This is a genomic window from Janthinobacterium silvisoli (assembly GCF_014200725.1).
GTDB lineage: Bacteria > Pseudomonadota > Gammaproteobacteria > Burkholderiales > Burkholderiaceae_D > Janthinobacterium.
Genome location: NZ_JACHCL010000002.1, coordinates 836,730 through 858,564, shown reverse-complemented (window position 1 = coordinate 858,564; position 21,835 = coordinate 836,730). Strand labels below are relative to the sequence as shown.

Sequence of the window (21,835 nt, the reverse complement as noted above, 5' to 3'; positions counted from 1 at the left end):
CAAAAACGCTATTTTACAGTTTTGCGGGCGCTGTCTTGAGTAAAGTCGCCGATTCGATCACGACCGGCGTGACAGGCACGTTTTCAAACGGTCCCTTGTCGGCTACGGGCACGGCCTTGATCTTGTCGACCACGTCCATGCCACTGACCACTTTGCCGAACACGGCATAGCCGAAGCCATCGCGGCCCGGGTAGTCGAGGGCGGCATTATTGTTTACATTGATGAAAAATTGCGCGGTGGCCGAATTCGGGTCGCCTGTGCGCGCCATGGCCACGCTGTAAGTAACGTTTTGCAAACCATTCTGCGCTTCATTCTTGATCGGCGCCTTGGTGGCCTTTTGTTTCATGTTCTTGTCGAAGCCGCCGCCCTGTATCATGAAGCCATCGATGACGCGGTGAAACACGGTGCCCTTGTAGTAGCCGCTTTTGACATACTGCAAGAAGTTGGCGACGCTTTTCGGTGCTTTCTCCTGATCCAGTTCCAGCACGATCTCGCCCAGATTGGTTTTCAGGGCCACGTGGGGTGTGGGATCGATGGCTGGCGGGGTGGCGGCGACGACCGCGCTGCCCAGGGTCAGGCCGGCGAACAAGGTGAAAAAGCGCGCCAGGAAGGGCGTGCGCTTCGATGGGGTTTCCTGCATGGTGGCGTCCTTAATCGTTATTTTTCTCTAAACTTGCTTTAATTGTAAAGAAGTGAAAAATCGGTTGAACATCGTAAAAACCTGATTCATATCGGGCCAGTATGGTTTTTATCAATGTTATACTTGACCGACAAGGCCCAATTCTAACAAACAAGAACAACAATATAGCTGGTTGACCTTTCTCGGCGCACACGGTAGTTCAGTGGCGCGGCACCCCCGGTGTCCGCGCCTTTCTGTCGTTTTGCCCGGCTGGCAACCGCTTCACCAGTAAAGTACGATGAGCAATCTAAAGATTTACAACACCCTGGCTCGTGAAAAGCAGGTTTTCGTCCCGATGGAAGCCGGCAAGGTACGCATGTACGTCTGCGGCATGACCATCTACGATTACTGCCATATCGGCCACGCGCGCATGATGATGGCCTTCGATGTGATCTACCGCTGGCTCAAGGCGTCTGGCCTGGACGTGACCTATGTGCGCAACATTACGGACATCGATGACAAGATCATCCGCCGCGCGGTGGAAAACGGCGAGACGATTTCGCAGCTGACCACGCGTTTTACCCAGTATATGGATGAAGATACGGCTGCGCTGGGCATCTTGACGCCCGACCACACGCCGCGCGCCACCGAATACGTGCCGCAAATGCTCAGTCTGATCGAAAAGCTGGAGCAGAACGGCCTGGCGTACCAGGGCGCTGACGGCGACGTCAATTACGCGGTGCGCAATTTCCCCAACTACGGCAAGCTGTCGGGCAAGTCGCTGGACGACCTGCGCGCCGGCGAGCGCGTCGACGTGAACACGGGCAAGCGTGATCCGCTCGATTTCGTGCTGTGGAAATCGTCCAAGGAATCGGAACCGGCCGAAGTCAAATGGGATTCGAAATGGGGTTCGGGCCGTCCGGGCTGGCATATCGAATGCTCGGCCATGTCCTGCGCCTTGCTCGGCGAACAGTTCGATATCCATGGCGGCGGCGCAGACTTGCAATTCCCGCACCATGAAAACGAGATCGCCCAGTCGGAAGGCGCGTTTGGCCACACCAGCGTCAATTACTGGATCCATAACGGCTTCGTGCGCCTGGACAATGAAAAAATGTCCAAGTCGCTGGGCAATTTCTTTACCATCCGCGAAGTGCTGCAAAAGTACGATGCCGAAGTGGTCCGCTTCTTCATTTTGCGCGCCCATTACCGCAGTCCCTTGAATTATTCGGACGTGCACCTGGACGATGCCCGTTTGTCGCTGACGCGTTTGTACACGGCGCTGGCGGACGTGGCCGTGGAAGAGGGCGGTGTCGACTGGAGCGAAGCCCACGCCGTGCGCGTGGCCGAGGCCATGGATGATGATTTCAACACGCCGCTGGCAGTCGCGGCCCTGTTCGACCTGGCAACGGAAGTCAACAAGAGCAAGTCGCCTGCATTGGCCCGTCAATTGAAGGGCCTGGCTGGCGTGCTGGGTTTGCTGGAGCGTACGCCGCAGCAATTCCTGCAAGCCACCGTCGGCGCTGCCGCCGGTGTGCAAGATGAAGCAGCCGGCATCGAAGCGGCCATCGCCGCCCGCAGCGCCGCCAAGAAAGCGCGCGACTTTGCTCAGTCCGACAAGATCCGCGCCGAATTGCTGGCAGCGGGCATCATCCTGGAAGACAAACCTGACGGTTCGACCAACTGGCGCCGCGCATGATGCCGACATCCAGGGAAAACGGGGAAGCCCCTATGGAGGCGCCAGTGAAACAGGTGCCGGCCTATTGGGAAGAGGCGAAGATCGAGCTGATGAAGCGCGACCGCATCATGAAAAAGCTCATCCCGCAATTTGGCGACCTGCACCTGGTTGGCCATAGCGACCCGTTTACCACCCTGGCCCGTTCGTTGGTCGGGCAGCAGATCACGCCCAAGGCAGCTGATGCCGCCTGGAAAAAGCTACTGCTGGCCTGCCCGAAATGCACGCCCACGCAAGTGTTGAAGGCGGGCGCCGAGCAACTGGCGGCGTGCGGCTTGTCCAAGCGCAAGACCGAATACATCCTCGACCTGGCCGATCATTTCAAGGCCAGGCGCGTGCATGCCAGCCAATGGGATCAGATGGATGACGAAGCCGTCATCGCCGAGCTGGTGCAAATCCGCGGCATCGGTCGCTGGACGGCAGAAATGTTCTTGATTTTTAATTTGTTGCGGCCGAATGTATTGCCGCTCGATGATCCCGGTCTGATCCAGGGCATCAGCGTCAATTATTTTTCGGGCGAACCCGTTTCCCGTAGTGATGCGCGTGAAGTTTCCGCCAATTGGGAACCGTGGCGCACCGTGGCAACCTGGTATTTGTGGCGCAGTCTGGACCCTGCTGCAGCTGCCATCGCATCCGATGCAACCCCCGGCGGACCAGCCGGTACGGTAAAATAAACATAGATACGCCGCGCGCCCTGGCGCTGTGGCCGGTAAAACCTGGAGGTACAATGACTAAAACGACTTTCCTCAATTTTGAACAGCCGATCGCGGAACTCGATTCCAAGATCGAAGAGTTGCGCTTCGTGCAAGACGATTCGGCCGTCGACATCTCGGAAGAGATCGACCGCCTGGCCAAGAAGAGCCAGCAGCTGACCAAAGATATTTACGCCAAGCTGACCCCCTGGCAAGTGGCGCAGATTTCGCGCCACCCGCAGCGTCCTTACACCATGGATTACGTGAATGAAATCTTTACCGATTTCCACGAACTGCATGGCGACCGCAGCTACGCCGACGACTTGTCCGTGGTAGGCGGCCTGGCCCGCTTCAACGGCCAGCCCTGCATGGTGATCGGCCATCAAAAAGGCCGCGACACGAAAGAGCGCGCCATGCGCAACTTCGGCATGCCGAAACCGGAAGGCTACCGCAAGGCCATGCGCCTGATGAAAGTGGCTGAAAAGTTCAACTTGCCTATCTTCACCTTTATCGACACGCCAGGCGCCTTCCCCGGAATCGACGCGGAAGAGCGCGGCCAGTCGGAAGCGATCGGCCACAATCTGTACGTGATGGCGGAACTGAAAGTGCCACTGATCGCCACCATCATCGGTGAAGGCGGTTCCGGCGGCGCGCTGGCGATTGCCGTGGGCGACGCCGTGCTGATGCTGCAATACTCGACCTATGCCGTGATTTCGCCAGAAGGCTGCGCTTCAATCCTGTGGAAGAGCGCCGAGCGCGCCGCCGACGCGGCCGAAGCGCTGGGCCTGACAGCCCACCGCCTGAAAGCCATGGGTCTGATCGACAAGATCATCAACGAACCGCTGGGCGGCGCCCATCGCGATCCGAAACAGATGGCGACCTTGCTCAAGCGCGCATTGGCCGACACCCTGCGCCAGTTCCAGGGCATGAAAACCAAGGACCTGCTGCAGGCACGCCATGAAAAATTGCTGAGCTACGGCAAGTTCAAGGAAACCACGCCGAGCGAGTAAGCGTAGTTACCGTTATTGGACACGCAGCTGAATGCTGGGGTCAGACCCGTCGGGTCTGACCCCGGATTTTTGCCTGCTGATAGTCAGAAAAACCAGGGACAGTCAGCTAAACGAAATCATCCGTTTAGCTGACTGTCCCTCTTTGCATTCCCGGAGTCCGAATTGAAAAAGCAACAAACCGCCACCGTCGCGGATATCTTTGCCCGCGCACTGGACGCTTGCACGCCTGAACCAGGTAGCGTCATCGGCATCGCCCTCAGCGGCGGCCTCGATTCATCGGCCTTGCTGCACCTGGCCCATGCTTGGGCGCAAGAGCAGGGCGTGGCCCTGCACGCCTTCCATGTGCACCATGGCCTGAGTCCGAACGCCGATGCGTGGCTGGCCCATTGCGAACAATTGTGTGCCAGCATGAACATCGCCTTTGAGGCGCGTCATGTCACGGTGGAAAAGAACGCGAAGACGGGCCTGGAAGAAGCGGCCCGCAAGCGCCGTTATGCAGCCCTGGGCGAGCTGTGCGCCGCCCATGGCGTGCGCCTGCTGCTGATGGCCCACCATCAGGATGACCAGGCCGAAACGGTGCTGCTGCAATTGCTGCGCGGTTCCGGTACGGCAGGCTTGTCGGGCATGGATGGCGCCAATAGCGCGCCCGAGCTGCTGGCCAATCCGGATCTGGTGATGGCGCGCCCCTTGCTGCACGTTTCGCGCAAGCAGCTGGAAGCCTATGTGGCCAAGCATGGCGTGGCGCATATCCACGATGAATCGAATGATGATCCCCGCTTTGCCCGCAATGCCTTGCGGCACCAGGTGATGCCGGTGCTGGCGCAGGCGTTTCCCGGTTTCCAGGAGCGTTTTGCGCGCAGCGCCCAGCATGCGCAATCGGCGCAGCGCTTGTTGACGGAGCTGGCCACGCAAGACCTGGCGGCCAGCCTCGATGGCGATTGCCTGGATTTATCCAAGCTGCGGACCTTGAGCGTTGATCGCTGCTACAACTTGCTGCGCCATTGGTTTGGCACGCGCAACTTGCGCATGCCATCGACGGCCTGGCTGGTGGAAATGCTGGCGCAATTGCTGGAAGCGCGGGCCGATGCGCAATTGCTGGTGACCCACCCCGATTGCCATGTGCGCCGCTACCGCGACCGTCTGTATCTGACGCCTAAGCTGGCCGATCTGGCCGGCATGCGTGAAAAGATCGATCGCGACGATGTGTATATTCCCGGCCTGGAAAAATCGGGCCTGGAATTTCAATGGACAGGCGAGGCCAGCATGGCCTTTCCCGCGTATGGCGGCGTGCTGTTTTTTGATACGGTGGAAGAGGGTGGGCAGGGCATCGATGTTGCCTGGTTGCAAGCCCAGACTTTGACCATCGATTTTCGCCAGGGTGGCGAGCGCTTGAAGCTGGCCTTGAACCGTCCCACCAAGAGCTTGAAATACCATTACCAGGCCTTCGATGTACCTGCCTGGGAGCGTGAAAGATTGCCGCTTGTCTGTGCGGCGCAACAATTGCTGTTTGCCGCTGGTATTGGTCACGATTGCCATTGCCTGAGCTTGCTCGAGCGTCCCCGCATCGCGCTGCGCTGGACTTCCTGCTGAGCGTAAGTGCCGCAGCCCTGGCCGTTTGTTGAATGCGCCAGGGGCGGCCTGCCATGCGGTCTTTGATGTGAACTGGACTATATCAACGGCGTATTTGCATATGCATAATTGGTATGAGCTCATGCGCTTTTTAGCTTGTTATTTTGCATTGCGGCATGTAGAGTAAAGCCCTCTTTTTTATTCTTCTTGAGCGGAAACTTCACTCTTATGGCTTTAATCGTCCACAAATATGGCGGTACGTCGATGGGCTCGACTGACCGTATCAAGAACGTCGCCAAGCGCGTTGCCAAGTGGCACGATGCAGGGCATCAAATCGTGGTGGTGCCATCCGCCATGTCGGGCGAAACCAACCGCCTGATTGGACTGGCCAAGGAAATCATGGATCAACCCGATCCCCGTGAACTTGACATGATCGCCTCGACAGGCGAACAGGTGTCCGTCGGCCTATTGTCGATGGCACTGCTGGCGATCGGCAAACAAGCCGTATCCTATGCTGGCTGGCAAGTCGCGATCAAGACCGATTCCGCCTTTACCAAGGCACGCATCCAGTCGATCGATGACGAGAAGGTCAAGCGCGACCTCGATGCGGGCAAGATAGTCATCATTACCGGTTTCCAGGGTGTCGACGAAAACGACAATATCGCGACCCTGGGCCGCGGCGGTTCCGACACGTCGGCCGTGGCCATTGCCGCTGCCATGAAGGCGCAGGAATGCCTGATCTTCACCGACGTCGATGGCGTCTACACGACCGACCCGCGGGTGGTGTCCGAAGCGCGCCGCCTGAAGACCATCACCTTTGAAGAAATGCTGGAACTGGCATCGCTGGGCTCCAAAGTGCTGCAGACCCGTTCGGTGGAATTCGCTGGCAATTACCGCGTCCCCACGCGCGTGCTGTCGTCGCTCACCGACCCGATGCTGCCGCTGGACATAGAAGCCAATTCAGGCACCCTGATTTCGTTTGAGGAAGATACCAACATGGAACAAGCAGTCATCTCCGGCATCGCTTTCAATCGCGATGAAGCCAAAATCACCGTACTCGGCGTCCCCGATCGTCCAGGCGTGGCTTACCACATCCTGGGACCGGTGGCCGACGCCAATATCGAAGTCGACATGATCATACAGAATCAGTCGGTAGACGGTAAAACGGACTTCACCTTCACCGTTTCGCGCGGCGAATACACGCGCGCGCTGGCCGTGCTGGAATCGAACCGCGAAGCACTGGGCGCAGCCAGCATCACGGGCGACGCCAAAGTGTCGAAACTGTCGGTGGTCGGCGTCGGCATGCGCAGCCATGTGGGTGTCGCATCGCAAATGTTCCGCACCTTGTCGGAAGAGGGCATCAACATCATGATGATCTCGACCTCCGAAATCAAGATCTCCGTTTTGATCGATGAAAAGTACATGGAACTGGCCGTACGCGCGCTGCATAAAGCGTTCGAACTGGAAAAAGCCTGAAAATGTAAAAATATTGTCCTACGCCCTTGACCAAAGGGGGGGCAATCGATATTATGACGTTCGTCGCTGCAGCGCAACTTACTAAAGCGACATAGTTGATTAGTCAGCTAGGAGACGTGGCCGAGTGGCCGAAGGCACATCCCTGCTAAGGATGCATACGGCTTATACCTGTATCGTGGGTTCGAATCCCACCGTCTCCGCCAGAATCAAATAAAAAAGCCTCCCCTGCGGGAGGCTTTTTTATTTGTCTGGACGGAACGGTGGGATTCGAAGACGGAGCGCCCTGCAGGGCGCGAGGCTATCCGAATCGCCCATCTACCGCGCTCCGCGCGGCCCCTTGGCCGCGCAGCGGCCAAGGCCGTCCCCTCACTTCAGGCACTAGCGGCCAGCGCAGCCAACGCCGTCAACCTATCTCAGGCAGCCACCCCAAACGTCAGCGCCTCCCCCTGCCACCCATTACCCCGCAAAAACTCTTCCCACGTCAGACTTTGCGGATTGATTTCGCGGCTCCAAGACAAATCCCGCCCCTTGCCAAAGTAGCCGTATTCCACCGCATACTCGACCATGCCTGTCGCCTCATCCACAAACCCACCCATCCCGGCAAACGCAGGGAAGTGGGCCAGCAATTGCTCGCGCGTATAGGCCGAGCTGTAGACGGCTTTCTTGCCCGTCACCCTGGTAAATGTCTCCACCATCTCGCGGGGGGAAAGAATCTCGCCGATCACCGGCAATGTGCGGCCAGCGTAAGTTTGCGGGTGATCAAACATTTCCAGCACGGCCGGGCCAGTCGCCGTCAATGGATCGACAAACGGAGCGAGGAAATCTTCTGGCAGATAGATGGGAAAGACCAGGGTGTCGCCTTGCTGGCGCGGCTGGTAGTACTCGAGCAGGTTTGTGTAGAAAAACGCCATCTGGATAAACGAGCTGGTCACTGGCAATGTGCGGATATAGTCTTCCACTTTTGCCTTGTCGCTGAAGTGCGGCACCCATTTTTTACCCTCGGTAATTTTCTCCACGTTTTCCAGGCTGGTGAAAACGATATGCTGCACGCCAGCTGCGACGGCGGCGTCGGCCAGCTGTTTGCCCAATGCGGTTTCTGGCGTTTCGGCGTGGTCCGCATCGGGCGTGATCGGCGGCGTTATCAGGAACACGCCATGCGATCCTGTGAATGCCTGGGCGAAGTCTTGCTGGTGCCCCAGCACCAAAGGCACGGCGACGAGTTCCGCTCCCTGCTGCGTCAGTTCCTGCGCCGCTGGCGAGTCGGTGTGGCGGGTCAGGGCGCGTACGCGGTAGCGCTGGCTTGCCAGCAAGCTGTGCACCACGCTGCGCCCCTGCTTGCTGGTGGCGCCCACAACGGTGATCAAGGGTTTGGTAGTCAATAACATTTGGATGCTCCTGCTGATACATGGATGGGAATCTGGATTATGATCAGGGGCCAGGAATAACTGAAATCGAATGTTTTATATGAAGGAATCCACTACATGGATACCACGCGCGTGGATTTGAATCTGCTGCTGACCCTGGAAGCCTTGCTGTCGGAGCTTAATGTGACCAAGGCGGCAGTGCGGCTGCACCTAAGCCAGCCAGCGGTCAGCGCGCAGCTGAACCGTTTGCGCGAGCTGTTTGATGATCCCTTGCTCTTGCCTGGCCACCGGGGCATGACGCCTACGGCCAAGGCGCTGGACTTGCTGGCGCCCTTGCGGGCATCGCTCGACCAATTGCGCAGCACCATGCAAAGCCATCGGGATTTTTATCCGGAACAGGCTCAAATGACGGTCGCCATCGCTTGCACCGACTACATCGAGGCGGCGATTGTCGCGCCGCTGGTGCTGGCCTTGCGGTCAAGGGCGCCGGGTCTGCGCATCGCGGTGCGCCATTACCAGCCGGCACAGCTGGAACAGCAGTTGCAAAGCGGCGAAGTCGATATTGCGCTGGCCACGCCCGGCACCGATCATGGACACTTGAGAAGCCGCCATTTGTTTGATGAAAGCTATGTGCTGATCGGGCGGCGCGGCCATCCGTCCCTGCAAGGCAGTGTCGGCATGGAAGATTTCGTGCAACTGGAACATGTGATCGTGTCGCCGTCCGGCGGCAGTTTCACGACGCCGATAGACGAGGCCCTGGCAGCATTCGGCCACCAGCGCAAGGTCGTGATGTCGGCCGCTTCCTTTTTGTTCCTGCCCCGCATCGTGGCAAGCAGCGAACTGGTGGCGCTGGCGCCGCGGCGCTTGCTGCAGGGGGAATCTGCCCGGCTCTCTGTCGTCGAGCTGCCGTGGCTGGCCGAGCAATTCGAGGTCAGCCTGCTGTGGCACGAGCGCAGCCATGGCCATGCAGGCCATCGCTGGGTGCGGGATGTGATCGTGGAACTCAATGCAGCGGCCCATGACTAAGGCTCTCCGAGCCACCGGGCGCCTTTAACGCATCTCAGCCTGGGGGTAAGTACATGGGCAAACTGGCCATGTACTGCCGGACCAGCCATCAAGCCAGCAAGGTTCTATCCACCCGCACCACCTCATGCTCATGGACTGTCACGGCATCGAGCACTAGATTGGCGTAGTCGAGAGGCGCTTTGCGGGCCAGATAATCCTTCAAGCTGCGCATGCTGGCTTTGTGTTTGTCTGTGGCCAGGCGGTTTTCGATACAGGCGATACCTTCATCAATGATCAACTTGCAATAGCTTGCCCATTTGTCGTTACAGGCGGAGCGTGTTTGATCCTGTTTGCTTTTGCCGTTCTCTGCATACAGCGGTAGCCAGGATTCTCCGCGCCCCAAGTGCGTCGCCGAAGCGGGGTAACCGTTAGCCTGCATGAAGATGGCGCAGGTAAAGCAGGATGCCAGCTTGGTGGTTTGCGTGCCGACTGCAATTTCATAGGGGGTGCCGGCATGTTGGTGCGGATTGACCAATTTCCACATTTCGACATCATAGATGGCCTGGATCATGCCATGCGTGTAGCCTACGATGTCATCGGTGGTAAGACCGTTAGCGCCGCGGGCGGTGTCCTGGTCCTGGAAATACATGCCGTCTTTTTTCAATTTCCCTTGCGCCTGATTACTGGCAATCATGCCCCATATGCGTTCTGTTTCCCCCTTGCCGATGGGGCTGCCATTATCATTCGGCTTGACGCTGGGCAGCCAGCGGCGTCCGAAGGTGCCCGGTACACGCTGGCGATAGGTGGAGAACAGATTGCTTTGACCGCTTTCACGTCCCTGTATAAAGCCTGTGTAGGCACCGCGCCCTTGGTATCCCACTGTGTGTTCGGTCGCCAATTGGTAGAGCTGGCTGCCTGCTAGGTCTGCAGGCAACGGCGGGTTGTAGCGCAATTGCGAATCCAGTGGCAGATCGCCCGCGCCGCCTGTAATGCGCATGATGTTGCCGTTGCGATCGTAGGCTGGCGTTATGCCAACGATGGCTTCCTTGCCGGCGCCTGGCTTGCCATATTTTCCCCCCTTTGTTTCCAGCGCTTTGTTGATCTTGGCGACGGCACGCTTGTGGCGCTCCCAGTTGCCTGCCATCCTGGCATCTTCGCCAGGATCGGCGTCCGCTTCAAAGTCGAAAGCGCAATTGCTGTTGTTGCTGAGCCGTGAGTAGGCATGCCCGACTACTGCCGCCGTCATGATGACGTCCGCATCGTGAATGGCGTCGCTCGCAGGCGCGAGGATGCCTGCTTGTTTGATATGTGCCATGTGTATCTCCTTTGATAAAATTCGCAGACTTTCTTCCGCGTCATTCAAGCTTAAGGAGTGGGCGGATTCTTTTTCTGACCATTCATGACCGTATGCATCGGGCTTATGGCGAGTGGCGCTATGTCTCTGCTGTATTGCTCTGCGCTCGTGTCAGCGTTCGCCACAATTGCGCCGTGTTGGCTTTGCGTACCGCTTGCGCGGGCGTTGTCGAGCGGACTTCCAGTACCCACACAGCCCGCACGGACCATACACAAATAGTAATGATTCTCATTTATAATAACTATCAGTGAGGTGTAACGGCTGAGTTGCTGCGTCTGGCGTGGCAGAGGAGGGCAGGATGAGCAGTCTGACAGAGACAGAGATTTTGATTGCGCATGAACATCGCGTGCTGCTGGATGCGTATGGGCGCGCGCAGGCGCGTTGCAGCGCGCAACTGGCGCAGCAGGCGGCGCGCATCGCGCAGCTCGAAGCGCAACTGATGCGCACGCAGGCCAAAGTGGTCATGCGCGACACGCAGCTGGCGCTGGTGCGTGAAGAATTGGCGGCCTTGGGTGCAGCTGCGCCAGGTTTGCCCACGCGCGTGAGATTGGCGCGGCGGGTCGAGTGGCTCAGCGAACGGGTGCAGGACTTGATGCGCGAACTGCTGCGTTTGCAGTGGGTGCCGGCGCCATCGGCCCTGCCACAGCAACAGACGTCATTGCAGCCCCAGCTGCTGGCGCAATTGCGCGAAAAAGCCGTATTGTGCGTGGGCCAGGACCTGGGTCAGGCTGCCGGCGGCGTGTATGTCGCGCAGCAGGCTATCGAGCAAGCCGGTGGCCGCTTCCTGCATCATGCGGGCGCTGGCGATGGCGCCGAGGACGCCGCCGCCCTGGAGGCCAGCCTGGTGGCGGCCGACCTGGTGATTTGCCAGACGGGTTGCGTCAGCCACGACGCCTATTGGCGCGTCCACGACCATTGCAAGCGCACCGGCAAGCAGTGCGTGCTGGTTGACCAGCCGCAAGCCATGCATTTTGTACGCAAGGAAACATTAGTTTCCTGATACTCCAGAACCATGCGTTGTGACAGTTACATCTGCTTACCGCAGAAACGCCTTGCATACACCTCACATGCGAACTAAACCGTTAATGGCATGAGGCGGCAGTGGGGAGTTCTCCACACCGCCGCCTATCGAGGAAATCTGTTTGATTTTCCATAACATTGAGTTCAAGGATGTCTAAAATGAAACATAAATTAATCTATGCGGCGGCGTTTGCCATCGCCTTGAGTGGCTGCACCACCGTGGTCAAAGAGCGGGTGGTGGTGCATGACCATCCGCCAGTGGTGCGCCAGGCGCCAGCGCTGATACAGGAAGTGATCCCGCCAGCGCCGGCTTCGGGCTACGCGTGGATCCAGGGCCACTGGGCCTGGCGTGACCATGGCTGGCAATGGCAGCCCGGTCATTGGTACCAGGGTGCTGCACGCCCGATGCCGGCAGTGATCGTCGAACAGATCACCGTCGCCCCCAGCCCGGCCCACTTCTGGGTGCCTGGCCATTGGCGCTGGGCGCACAATGAGTGGGAGTGGTCGCGCGGCCACTGGGAACGCTAACACCGGGTTCACGGACCAACTGCACACTGAAGCCGCACATCATCGCGATGTGCGGCTTTTTTCATGTTTACACCATCCTGATTTTTACTGATAGTATACCCCCCTATAGTATTTAACCGGAGAGCGACATGGGGCATACAGCCAAAAACAAGGTCAAGCTGCTGAACCGGGTCAAGCGCATCCAGGGGCAGGTGGAAGGCATCGCGCGGGGGCTGGACGAGGGGCGCGAATGCGGCGAAGTGCTGCAGTTGATCGCGGCCGTGCGCGGGGCGGTCAATGGCTTGATGGCGGAAGTCATCGAAGAGCATTTGCGCGAGCACGTGGCCAGCCCCGATATCGCCAGCGATGCGGAGCGGGCCAGGGGCGCCGATGAAATCGTCGGCATCCTGCGTACTTATTTAAAATAAAACCGGGAGTTATCATGCGATATCACGCAAGCAGGGAAGACCTCTCCGCCTGGCAGCACGAACATGTGTTTGGCGGCGCCAGCGTCAAGGCGGAAAGCCGCGCGCGCATCGTCATGTGGATTACGCTGGCCACGATGGTGCTGGAAATCGTCGCCGGCTGGTGGTACAACTCGATGGCGCTGCAGGCCGACGGCTGGCATATGAGTTCGCATGCGGTGGCGATTGGCTTGACGGCCTTTGCCTACGCCGCCGCGCGCCGCTATGCGCGCGATCCCCGCTTTGCCTTCGGCACCTGGAAAATCGAGATTCTGGCTGGCTACACCAGCGCCATTTTGCTGGTGGTGGTGGCCGTGCTGATGGTGGCCGCTTCGCTGGAACGGCTGTTTTCACCGCAGCCGATTCATTATCCGGAAGCGATGGCGGTGGCCGCCTTTGGCCTGCTTGTGAACCTGGTGTGCGCGCTGCTGCTGGGCGGGAAGCACGATCATGAGCACGGCCATGATCATGATCATCACGAGCACCATGCGCATGAGGGGCATGGCGAAGACCTGAACATGAAGGCCGCCTATGTGCACGTGCTGGCCGACGCCGCCACTTCGGTGCTGGCCATCGTGGCGCTGGCTGGCGCCTGGGCCTACGGCTGGAACTGGCTCGACCCCGTGATGGGTATCCTGGGCGCCGTGCTGGTGGCGCTGTGGGCGAAAAAGCTGATGAGGGACACGGCCAAGGTCTTGCTGGACCGTGAGATGGACCACCCGGTGGTGGCGGAAATCCGCGAAGCGGTGGAAGTGGACAGCGGTGGCGACACGCCACGCATCGTCGACCTGCATGTCTGGCGAGTGGGCAAGCAGCTGTATTCATGCGCGCTGTCGGTAGTCAGCCGCGATCCTGGCTTGACGGCGGGCGACCTGCGCGCGCGCATCGCCATCCATGAAGAAATCGTCCACAGCACGATAGAGATAGTGCGCCGTTCTTGATCGTGGTGAAGAAGCGCCGGGTATCTACGGGTAAAAAAGCCCGCTGATGCCCGGCGTAGGCAGTATACTGTCGCTTTTTACGGCCAGGCGCCGTTGACCAGACAGAGAACAGAAACAACCATGAGCACATTACCTCCATGCCCGCAATGCAACTCCGAATTCACCTACGAGGACGGTACCCAGCTGGTATGCCCGGAATGCGCGCATGAATGGTCGGCCACGGCGGGCGAAGCGGTGGAAGAGGGCGCCAGGGTCTACCGCGATGCGGCCGGCAATCTCCTGCAGGATGGCGATACGGTCAGCGTCATCAAGGATTTGAAGCTGAAGGGCGGCGGTGGTGTCGTCAAGATGGGCACCAAGGTCAAGAACATCCGCCTGGTCGACGCCGACCATGATATAGACTGCAAGATCGACGGTTTCGGCTCCATGAGCCTGAAGACCGAGTTCGTCAAGAAGGTTTAAGCCTCTCACTGATCCCCATGCAAATCGATCACCTGCGCCAGCGCCTGCGCGCGCTGGGCGCCAAGCCTTTGCACGAGCAGCGCGTGCTGCGCGACTGGATACAGGCGCAGCCGCATGACCAGGGCCGGCGCCGCGCCGAAGACTTCTTGCCGTTGCCCGTGCGCGAGGCGCTGCCGGCGCTGGACGCCGAATTGCAGGGCATGCTGAAATTGCTCAGCACCCATCCGGGCGCCGATGGTTCGGCGCGCCTGCTGGTGGGCCTGCACGATGGCCAGACGGTGGAAAGCGTGCTGCTGCCCCGCGACGGCTTGTGCGTCTCCAGCCAGGTTGGCTGCGCTGTCGGCTGCCAGTTCTGCATGACGGGCCGCGACGGCTTGATACGGCAAGTGACCAGCGGCGAGATCGTGGCGCAGGTGGTGCTGGCGCGTACCATGCGCCCCGTGAAAAAAGTCGTTTTCATGGGCATGGGCGAACCGGCGCATAACCTGAACAATGTGATGGAAGCGATCGATTTGCTGGGCACGGAAGGCAATATCGGCCACAAGAACCTGGTGTTTTCCACCGTGGGCGATCCACGCGCCTTCGAGCGCCTGCCCCAGGGCCGGGTCAAGCCGGCGCTGGCCTTGTCGCTGCACACCACCAAGCGCGAACTGCGCGAACAGCTGCTGCCGCGCGCGCCCCGTTTAAGTCCGCAGGAACTGGTCGATTTCGGCGACAGCTATGCGCGCCTGACCGGCTATCCGGTACAGTATCAATGGACCTTGATGGAAGGCGTCAACGATGGCGAGGACGAACTCGATGGCATCGTCGCGCTCTTGAAGGGCAAGTACGCGGTACTCAACATGATCCCGTATAACACCATCGACGACCTGCCGTTCCAGCGCCCCAGCTGGGACAAGGCGCGCTCGATTGCCGCCGCCCTGCATGAGCGCGGCGTGCTGACCAAGCTGCGCGATTCGGCAGGGCAGGACGTGGAAGGCGGCTGCGGGCAGTTGCGGGCGCGGGCGGCCAAGGGCAAGACCATCACCATACGCAGCGTTCAGGCTTAAGCGCCACCCAACAAATCGTTTTCATTCAAGATGGCATACGCGATTTCCGGGTGCGCCGCCAGGCAGCGGCGCACGGCGGCGGGAATCGCCGCGCGCGTCTTGCGGCACAGGCCGGGCTGTGTGATTAGCTCGATATGAAAGCCGCGCATGGTGCGCACTTCATTGCTGCCCGGCGTAATGTGCAGGACCACGCCCAGGTTGTGCTGCAGCCGCTGCTGCAGCATCTTCAATTGCGCATGGCTGGCGATGCCCTCGATATGCGCCAGCAAGCGCTTTTCTTCCATCTGCGTCAGGCGCAGGATGGCGATGTCCGCTTGCGGATCGTCCAGCAGCTCGTCGCGCGCGCAATCGCACAGCTGCGGCGGACACTCCTTGCGGATTTCAAAATCGGGCATGGGCATGCGGCACTTTCACAGGCCATTCAGATAGATCCAGTATCGGCCCGTGTTGGAAGACTGTCAATCAGCGCGGACTAACGATCAAGCGCCAGCGTATCGGTCCCTGCTCGCTCGTATGCTGGTGGTGGTTTTGCGGCGGCATGACGTGGCCCTCCGTCGAGACGATTTCATGCGCGCAGCCCTCGCAGCGGTAGATGCCGGAGTAGGGCACGGCTTCGCCGGGCGAGGTCAGCTCATCGAAACGCGGGTGCATGGAACGTGCTACGACACTGGGATTCTTGTAGTCTGCCATGGCTTCCTCTGCTAGTCATCGGTGCCCGCATTCTGGCACAGAACAGGCCGGAGCCGCGCTCCTTACAGACCGTCGCCAGCTACCATCTCGCGCACAAACGCATCGGCAAAGGCCGCCACCATGCCGCTGGCCGCACGCGGCGAGATCAGGGCCACGGTCGATTGCGATTCTTCTTCTGGCAGGTCGAGAAAACGTACACCGGGCGGCGCCACCAGGCGCATGCTGTCGGGCACGATGGCGATGCCCAGATTGGCCTCGATCAGGTGCAGCTGGGTCGTCTTGCGCGACAGGGCGCGCGCTGCCTTCGGAAAGAAGCCGTTGGCCAGGCACATGCCGGCTACCAGGTAGCTCAGGCCGCCGCGGTCCTTGTGTGGAATCGAGACGAAGGCTTGATCGCGCAGGGCGGCGATGCTGGTGCTGGCCTGCGCCGCCAATGGCGACTGCTGCGACACGGCCACTACCAGTTTTTCATTGAACAGTTCACGCACGATGATGTTGGCGTGCTTGCGCAAGGTGGGCAGGCGCACCAGGCCCAGGTCGGCCCGGCCTTCCTCGATGTCCGCCGCCTGGTTTTCCGACGAGTCTTTCGAGATGTCGAGCGAGACGCCGGGAAACTGCGCAAGCAAACGATGGAGCAGGGCGCCGATGGCGGGCGTCAATGTCACGGAACTGGAATGCAAGAAGCGGATGATGCCTTGCGCGCCCTGGCCCACGTGGCGTGTCTGGCGCACCGTTTCATCGATATCCTCCAGAATGCGCTTGCTGCGCTCATAAAATACCTGGCCGGCGGGAGTCAGCTCGATATGGCGCGCATCGCGCGTCAGCAGCAGCGCTTGCACTTCGTTTTCGAGTTCCTTGATTTGCCGGCTCAGCGCTGACTGGGCGATATACAGTTTTTCCGCCGCCCGCGAATAGCTGCCCGCATCGACGATTTCGACAAAGTACCGGAACTGTTTGATGGATATCATTCGTATGCCATTTCGAGATCGCTGACTGCCTTATTTGATATTAGCTTTGCAATGACGTCCACGTTACAGTGGCTTCGTTCGCTATCACTGCAAAGGAAAGACCATGCTGGAATTGATCGGGATACTGGGACTGCTCGTCAGTATTATCGCAAAACTGATTTTCGTCCAGATCGGATGCGCCGACGAAGGCCGGGAAGATTAATAGGCCAGGGTGGCCACGTAGGGGCGTTGCACTGGCAGCGCCTGCAAGCGGCAATCAATGATCGCATCGGTCCACTCCGCCAACTGCAAGCCTGCGCACTTGAGCGCCGCCTCACGCGCCGTCCATGCCTGCGCCATGGCTCGCGGTCTTTCTGCGGCAGGCATGGCCGCCAGTTGGCTGGTCACCTGCAGCCCCAGATAATCGCGGGCCACGATCTCCCAGTCGGGAATCGCCACTACCCGCATGACATCGATGCCCACTTTGCCATGCAAGTGGATGGCGGCCAGCGACAGTCCTTCTTCATGGCTGATCGACAGGCCCGCCGTGCGGCCAGCCAGCATCACAGAAGGGGCCTGGCCAGGGCTAGACTTGACTGAAATGCTGTCGATATCGATCGACAGCCACTGCGCGGCCGCCTCGCGCACAGCTTGCCGCACGCGGGCCCGCGCTTCCACGCGGGAAGGCGGCGCGGCGATGGCGATCGCCAGCACGCCATCTCCCGACCAGACTATGCTGAACGACATCAGCTGCGCAGTGGCGCCGCAGGGCAGCCGGCCCAGTTGCTGCCGGCGGGGATGTGCTCGCCCTTCATCACCAGGGTCAGGGGGCCCAGGCGCGCGTTGTCGCCTACCTTGGCGCTGTACAGCACGGAGCTGCGCGGTCCCATGTAGACGCGCTTGCCGATTTCCACGTGGTCGATCTTCATTACGCGGTCTTCGAACAGATGCGTTTGCGGACAGGTCAGGGCATTCAATTCGCTATAGTCGCCGATATGCACGCAATCGAATTCCGTGATATCGGTGGTGTCCATATACACGCCGCGGCCGATCTTGCAGCCCAGCAGGCGGAAAGCCAGCGGCAGCCATGGCGTGCCGCGCAGGTAGCGCATGAAGTTTGGCACGGCGATGCCTTCATACAGGTTGGTCACGCCTTCCGAGACCCACACGAACGGCGTCCACATGGGCGCCGCATGCTTGCGGTAGCGTCCCATCAGCAGCCATTTGAACAGCACGACGACAAGGAAGTTGCCGATGCCGTAAAAGACGCCGGCGATCGCCAGGTCGGCCACTACTTCGCCCCAGCGGCCGGCACCGGCCATTGGCATGATGTCGAGCACCAGGGTGTAGCCGACGGCGATCACCACCGCGTGCGGCGAAACGATACGGAAGGCTTCGATCAGGCTACGGCCCAGGCGGCGCAGCGGTGACGGTTTGAATGTCAGGTGTTCGGCGTAGCCGCTGACCTGTTCGCGCGCGGGCAGGTGCATCGGCGGGGAGCCGAGCCAGGTGTCGCCGCTCTTCATCTGATCATTGCGCGGCGCCAGCGTGTGCACGCCGATCAGCACGTGCTCGGGCAGCACCGTGCCGTCTGGGATATAACTGCCATTGCCGACAAAGCTGCGGTGTGAAATCACGGTGGCGCGCATGGTCATCCAGCCGCCATCGATATGTTCGTCGCCCAGCATGACGGCGTCGGCGATGAAGGTGTCGTCGCCCAGGGTCAGCATGTCGGGCACCACGCCCAGCGCGGTGGAAATTTCGGCGCCCTTGCCGACTTTCGCGCCCAGCAGGCGGTACCAGTAGGGCGCGAATACGGTGGCGTAAATGCCGTGCAGGACGTTCAGGCTCGATTCCTGGATATGGCTGACCAGCCACTTGGCGCAATACACATTGCTGTGCACGGGCGAGCTGCCGGGTTTCAGGCGCGGCATGGCGCCCCAGCGGATGGCGGCCGACAGCAGGGCCGTCAGGATGATCAGCACGCCGCTGGCGGGGAAGGACAGCAGGAAGTAGCGCGCCAGCTGGGTCGTCACATCGCGGCCCTGCAGCCACGGCATCATTTCGCGCTCGTCGAACCAGTCGATCAAGACAAAAGTGGGGAACACGGGCATGAAGAACAGCACGGCAATCAAGATCATGCCGAAGCAAAAGAACACGGCTTCGCCCGTCAGGCGCAGGCGTGAGACGGCAGGGCGCGGCCGCTGGCCGGCGATGTCAAAGGCACCAGCGTCGCGCGCGGGTGACCCCGTGTAAATGCGGCCGTCCGGCACGCTGGCGCCATCGGCCAGCGCCGACTGGCCTTCCAGGTGGCCGTAGGCGCCGATGCTGGTATTGCCTTCCATGATGGCGTAGGAACTGATGCTGGCATCGTTGCCGATGCTGATTTTCCCCAGCAGGAAACGGCCCCGTTCGACGCGGGCGTTTTCAAAATTGACGGCGTTGCCCACGCTGACGTTGTCGCCAATTTCCAGCAAGTCGTGCGCGCGCAGGGTCATCGAGCCGATCACCACTTCCTTGCCCACTTTGGCGCCCAATGCACGCAGCCACCAGCTATTGAGCGAGGAGCCGCTCAGCAGGTAGGCGGGCGCCGATTCGACCAGGCGGTCGGCCAGCCACCAGCGGTAGTAGGTCATGCCCCACAGCGGGTAGCTGCCCGGTTTCAGACGACCGGCGATCAGCCATTTGCCACCGATGGCGATGACAAATTCCGCCAGGGTAGCGAGTAAAAACACCCCGATCGAGGCGGCGATGGCGCGCGCCACCGTGTCGCCAGGGTCGCCTGTGAAAAAGTGATAGGTAAAGAAGGGCGCCATCCATTGCGCCATGCGCAGGGTCACCAGCAGCGGCACGGCCGCCGCTTGCGCTGCGCCGCAGATCCAGCGTTTGACCGTCGATGGCGGCGTCCATTGCGCTTCCGGCGTAGCCATGACAGGCGTTTCACCAAGCACGGCGGCGATCTTGCCGATCTGGCGGTTGTGATAAATATCGCGCACCGTCACGTGTGCATAGGCCGGGTTCGCGCGCAGGCTGGACGCCAGCCGAGCGGCCAGGAAGGAGTGGCCGCCCAGGTCGCTAAAGAAATCGGCATGGCGCAGTATCGGCTGGCCAGGGAAGAGCTGGACCAGGGCCGCAAACAGGGCCGCTTCGGCCGGCGTTTCCGGCAAATCCGATTCGCCCGCCTCGCCAGCCGGCGGGGCCGACAGCGGCATCGCCTTTAATGCCTTCCTGTCGATCTTGCCGGACGTCAGGCGCGGCATCAGCGGCAGCAGTTCAAAGCGGCCCGGCACCATGTACGGCGGCAGATGCAGGTTCAGCGCGGCGCGCAGGGTCTTGGCGGACAATGCGTCGTCGGTGGCGTCGTCGCTGCCGACGATATACGCCACCAGCTGGTCGATGCCGTCATCCTTGCGCAGCAGGACGGCCACCGTGCCCACGCCAGCCTGCTGCGCCAGCACGGCTTCGATCTCGCCCAGCTCCACGCGGAAACCGCGGATCTTGACCTGGTCGTCGGCGCGGCCCAGGCACAGCACCTGGCCGTCCGCATCAATGCGGGCCAGGTCGCCCGTGCGGTACAGGCGTGCATCATCAATCCCCACACTCCAGGGGTTGGGCAGGAATTTTTCCAGCGTCAGGTCAGGGCGGCCCAGATAACCTTCGGCCAGGCCGGGACCGATGATGCACAACTCGCCCGTCTCGCCGCGTTCAAGCAAAGTCAATGGACGCGCTTCGCCCGGTTCGGTAACACCGATCACCAGCAAGCCATAGTTGGGCAGCGGCGTGCCGATGGTGACTGGCTGGCCTGGCTGCAAACGCGCCAGGCTGCACGACACGGTCGCCTCGGTGGGGCCATAGGTATTGAACATGGCACGGCCCGGGCGCGACCAGCGTTCGACCAGGGACTCCGGGCACATCTCGCCGCCCAGGTTGATCAGGCGCAGACCTGGCACGTCTTCGGCGAACAGCGCCAGCAAAGTTGGCACGGCGTGGAGAACGGTGACCTGGTTTGCCGCCAGCGCACGCGGCAGCGCTTCCGGGTCGCCCGAGATTTCCTTGGCCCCCAGCCACAGGGTGGCGCCCACCAGGTAGGCGATCCAGATTTCTTCGAACGACATGTCGAAGGCAACCGAAAAGCCCTGGTAGACGGTGTCGTCCTGGCGCACTTCCAGCACTGCGTTTTCGCTGCGCAGGAAATGGCAGATGCTGCGCTGGTTGATCAGGATGCCTTTCGGCTTGCCGGTGGAACCCGAGGTATAGATCACGTAGGCAGGATGCTCGCCGCGAACCTGGCCGCGCACAGGCAAGTCTTCGCCAGGCGCGGCGGGCGTCAGCAGCTTTTCTGCCGTCCAGACCGGGCGCTGGACGCCGGCATCGGCCAGGCGCGAGGCGAATGCGGCGCAGCTGACGACACCAAAGCCGTTGGCGTCGTCGAGGCACACTTGCAGGCGCTCGACGGGGGTGTCTTCATCGACGGGCAGCCAGGCGGCGCCCGCCTTGGCAATTGCCGCCTGCATCAGCAGCAGGTTCGCGCCGCGCGGCAGCCACAGGCCTACGATATCGCCGGGACGCACGCCGGCGGCGACCAGGCGGCCGGCTGCCAGTCCCGCTTGCGCATCGAGTTCGGCGTAAGTGAGGCGGCGTTCGCCGTCGATCAGGGCGATGTGTTCGGGGCAGCGGCGAGCCGTCGCCTCCAGCAAATCAGCCAGCACTTCCTCGCGCAGCAGGTCGGGCCGCGGTGGACCGTACAGGATGTCCGCGTGGGTGGGCGAGGAAGAAGCTGGGATGGCTGGGGTGGAATCGTTCATGGGTGATGCTTATTGGTGTCGCTAAAAGGAATCGGGTTGCCTGCGCCGGATGTTGCGAACGGTATCGTCGCGTGTCTCCAGCGCAAGCTATACCTTACAGCAAGCAGGGGCTGGTCTGCAGGGATTCGC

At 60.7% G+C, this 21,835-nt stretch carries 20 protein-coding genes and 1 tRNA gene; 13 read left to right on the top strand and 8 right to left on the bottom strand.

Going from position 1 to position 21,835, the window contains the following annotated elements:
• Positions 1–13 precede the first annotated feature (13 nt).
• A complete protein-coding gene (locus tag HDE75_RS14015) occupies positions 14–640 on the bottom strand; it encodes a peptidylprolyl isomerase (RefSeq protein ID WP_183677091.1) in 627 nt (208 codons plus the stop codon).
• A gap of 277 nt (positions 641–917) precedes the next feature.
• On the opposite strand from HDE75_RS14015, the gene cysS reads away from it, so the two are divergent.
• From cysS to HDE75_RS13985, 6 genes are all read left to right on the top strand, one after another.
• Entirely contained in the window at positions 918–2,315 is a 1,398-nt protein-coding gene (cysS, locus tag HDE75_RS14010; RefSeq protein WP_183677092.1) for a cysteine--tRNA ligase, read from the top strand.
• Complete coding sequence (locus HDE75_RS14005; RefSeq protein ID WP_409254913.1) at positions 2,312–3,025, top strand: DNA-3-methyladenine glycosylase family protein; 714 nt, start codon at positions 2,312–2,314, stop codon at positions 3,023–3,025. The genes cysS and HDE75_RS14005 overlap by 4 nt, the downstream gene beginning before the upstream one ends.
• Before the next feature lie 53 nt (positions 3,026–3,078).
• Positions 3,079–4,053: an acetyl-CoA carboxylase carboxyltransferase subunit alpha gene (locus HDE75_RS14000; RefSeq protein ID WP_183677093.1), complete on the top strand. Its 975-nt coding sequence runs from the start codon at positions 3,079–3,081 to the stop codon at positions 4,051–4,053.
• A 162-nt stretch (positions 4,054–4,215) separates the two neighbouring features.
• The gene (gene tilS / locus HDE75_RS13995) at positions 4,216–5,643 is read left to right on the top strand and encodes a tRNA lysidine(34) synthetase TilS (RefSeq protein ID WP_183677094.1); all 1,428 of its coding nucleotides are present in this window, start codon (positions 4,216–4,218) and stop codon (positions 5,641–5,643) included.
• Positions 5,644–5,850: 207 nt separating this feature from the next.
• Positions 5,851–7,098: an aspartate kinase gene (locus HDE75_RS13990; RefSeq protein WP_183677095.1), complete on the top strand. Its 1,248-nt coding sequence runs from the start codon at positions 5,851–5,853 to the stop codon at positions 7,096–7,098.
• Between the two features lie 110 nt (positions 7,099–7,208).
• Positions 7,209–7,301, top strand: a tRNA-Ser gene (locus HDE75_RS13985).
• A 210-nt stretch (positions 7,302–7,511) separates the two neighbouring features.
• Here the strand turns inward: HDE75_RS13985 and HDE75_RS13980 are convergent.
• The gene (locus HDE75_RS13980) at positions 7,512–8,483 is read right to left on the bottom strand and encodes an NmrA/HSCARG family protein (protein WP_183677096.1); all 972 of its coding nucleotides are present in this window, start codon (positions 8,481–8,483) and stop codon (positions 7,512–7,514) included.
• Between the two features lie 96 nt (positions 8,484–8,579).
• On the opposite strand from HDE75_RS13980, the gene HDE75_RS13975 reads away from it, so the two are divergent.
• Positions 8,580–9,488 (top strand): LysR family transcriptional regulator, encoded by a 909-nt coding sequence (locus tag HDE75_RS13975; protein ID WP_183677097.1) that lies wholly within the window; start codon positions 8,580–8,582, stop codon positions 9,486–9,488.
• Between the two features lie 88 nt (positions 9,489–9,576).
• On the opposite strand, the gene HDE75_RS13970 is transcribed toward HDE75_RS13975, so the two are convergent.
• A complete protein-coding gene (locus tag HDE75_RS13970; protein WP_183677098.1) occupies positions 9,577–10,782 on the bottom strand; it encodes a hypothetical protein in 1,206 nt (401 codons plus the stop codon).
• Between the two features lie 337 nt (positions 10,783–11,119).
• Between HDE75_RS13970 and HDE75_RS13965 the strand changes: the two genes are divergently transcribed.
• The 6 genes from HDE75_RS13965 (at position 11,120) to HDE75_RS13940 (ending at position 15,264) form a co-directional block, all read left to right on the top strand.
• Positions 11,120–11,821 (top strand): DUF2325 domain-containing protein, encoded by a 702-nt coding sequence (locus tag HDE75_RS13965; RefSeq protein WP_183677099.1) that lies wholly within the window; start codon positions 11,120–11,122, stop codon positions 11,819–11,821.
• Positions 11,822–12,000: 179 nt separating this feature from the next.
• Positions 12,001–12,369, top strand: a complete 369-nt coding sequence (locus HDE75_RS13960; RefSeq protein ID WP_183677100.1) for a YXWGXW repeat-containing protein — start codon at positions 12,001–12,003, stop codon at positions 12,367–12,369.
• A 128-nt stretch (positions 12,370–12,497) separates the two neighbouring features.
• Positions 12,498–12,776, top strand: coding sequence for a metal/formaldehyde-sensitive transcriptional repressor (locus tag HDE75_RS13955; RefSeq protein ID WP_183677101.1), 279 nt, complete (start codon positions 12,498–12,500; stop codon positions 12,774–12,776).
• A gap of 14 nt (positions 12,777–12,790) precedes the next feature.
• Positions 12,791–13,753, top strand: coding sequence for a CDF family Co(II)/Ni(II) efflux transporter DmeF (gene dmeF / locus HDE75_RS13950; RefSeq protein WP_183677102.1), 963 nt, complete (start codon positions 12,791–12,793; stop codon positions 13,751–13,753).
• Between the two features lie 120 nt (positions 13,754–13,873).
• Positions 13,874–14,215 carry a zinc ribbon domain-containing protein YjdM gene (locus tag HDE75_RS13945; protein WP_183677103.1) on the top strand — a complete coding sequence of 114 codons (342 nt, stop codon included), beginning with the start codon at positions 13,874–13,876 and terminating at the stop codon, positions 14,213–14,215.
• 17 nt (positions 14,216–14,232) lie between these two features.
• Positions 14,233–15,264, top strand: a complete 1,032-nt coding sequence (locus HDE75_RS13940; protein ID WP_183677104.1) for an RNA methyltransferase — start codon at positions 14,233–14,235, stop codon at positions 15,262–15,264.
• Here HDE75_RS13940 and HDE75_RS13935 read toward each other — a convergent pair.
• From HDE75_RS13935 to HDE75_RS13915, 5 genes are all read right to left on the bottom strand, one after another.
• A complete protein-coding gene (locus tag HDE75_RS13935; protein ID WP_183677105.1) occupies positions 15,261–15,665 on the bottom strand; it encodes a hypothetical protein in 405 nt (134 codons plus the stop codon). The genes HDE75_RS13940 and HDE75_RS13935 overlap by 4 nt on opposite strands.
• 61 nt (positions 15,666–15,726) lie before the next feature.
• Positions 15,727–15,954 (bottom strand): protein L, encoded by a 228-nt coding sequence (locus HDE75_RS13930; protein ID WP_183677106.1) that lies wholly within the window; start codon positions 15,952–15,954, stop codon positions 15,727–15,729.
• A gap of 62 nt (positions 15,955–16,016) precedes the next feature.
• Positions 16,017–16,922 (bottom strand): LysR family transcriptional regulator, encoded by a 906-nt coding sequence (locus tag HDE75_RS13925; RefSeq protein WP_183677107.1) that lies wholly within the window; start codon positions 16,920–16,922, stop codon positions 16,017–16,019.
• A gap of 198 nt (positions 16,923–17,120) precedes the next feature.
• Positions 17,121–17,648 carry a 4'-phosphopantetheinyl transferase family protein gene (locus HDE75_RS13920; protein ID WP_183677108.1) on the bottom strand — a complete coding sequence of 176 codons (528 nt, stop codon included), beginning with the start codon at positions 17,646–17,648 and terminating at the stop codon, positions 17,121–17,123.
• Positions 17,648–21,706 carry a Pls/PosA family non-ribosomal peptide synthetase gene (locus HDE75_RS13915; protein ID WP_183677109.1) on the bottom strand — a complete coding sequence of 1,353 codons (4,059 nt, stop codon included), beginning with the start codon at positions 21,704–21,706 and terminating at the stop codon, positions 17,648–17,650. The genes HDE75_RS13920 and HDE75_RS13915 overlap by 1 nt, the downstream gene beginning before the upstream one ends.
• Positions 21,707–21,835: the final 129 nt, after the last annotated feature.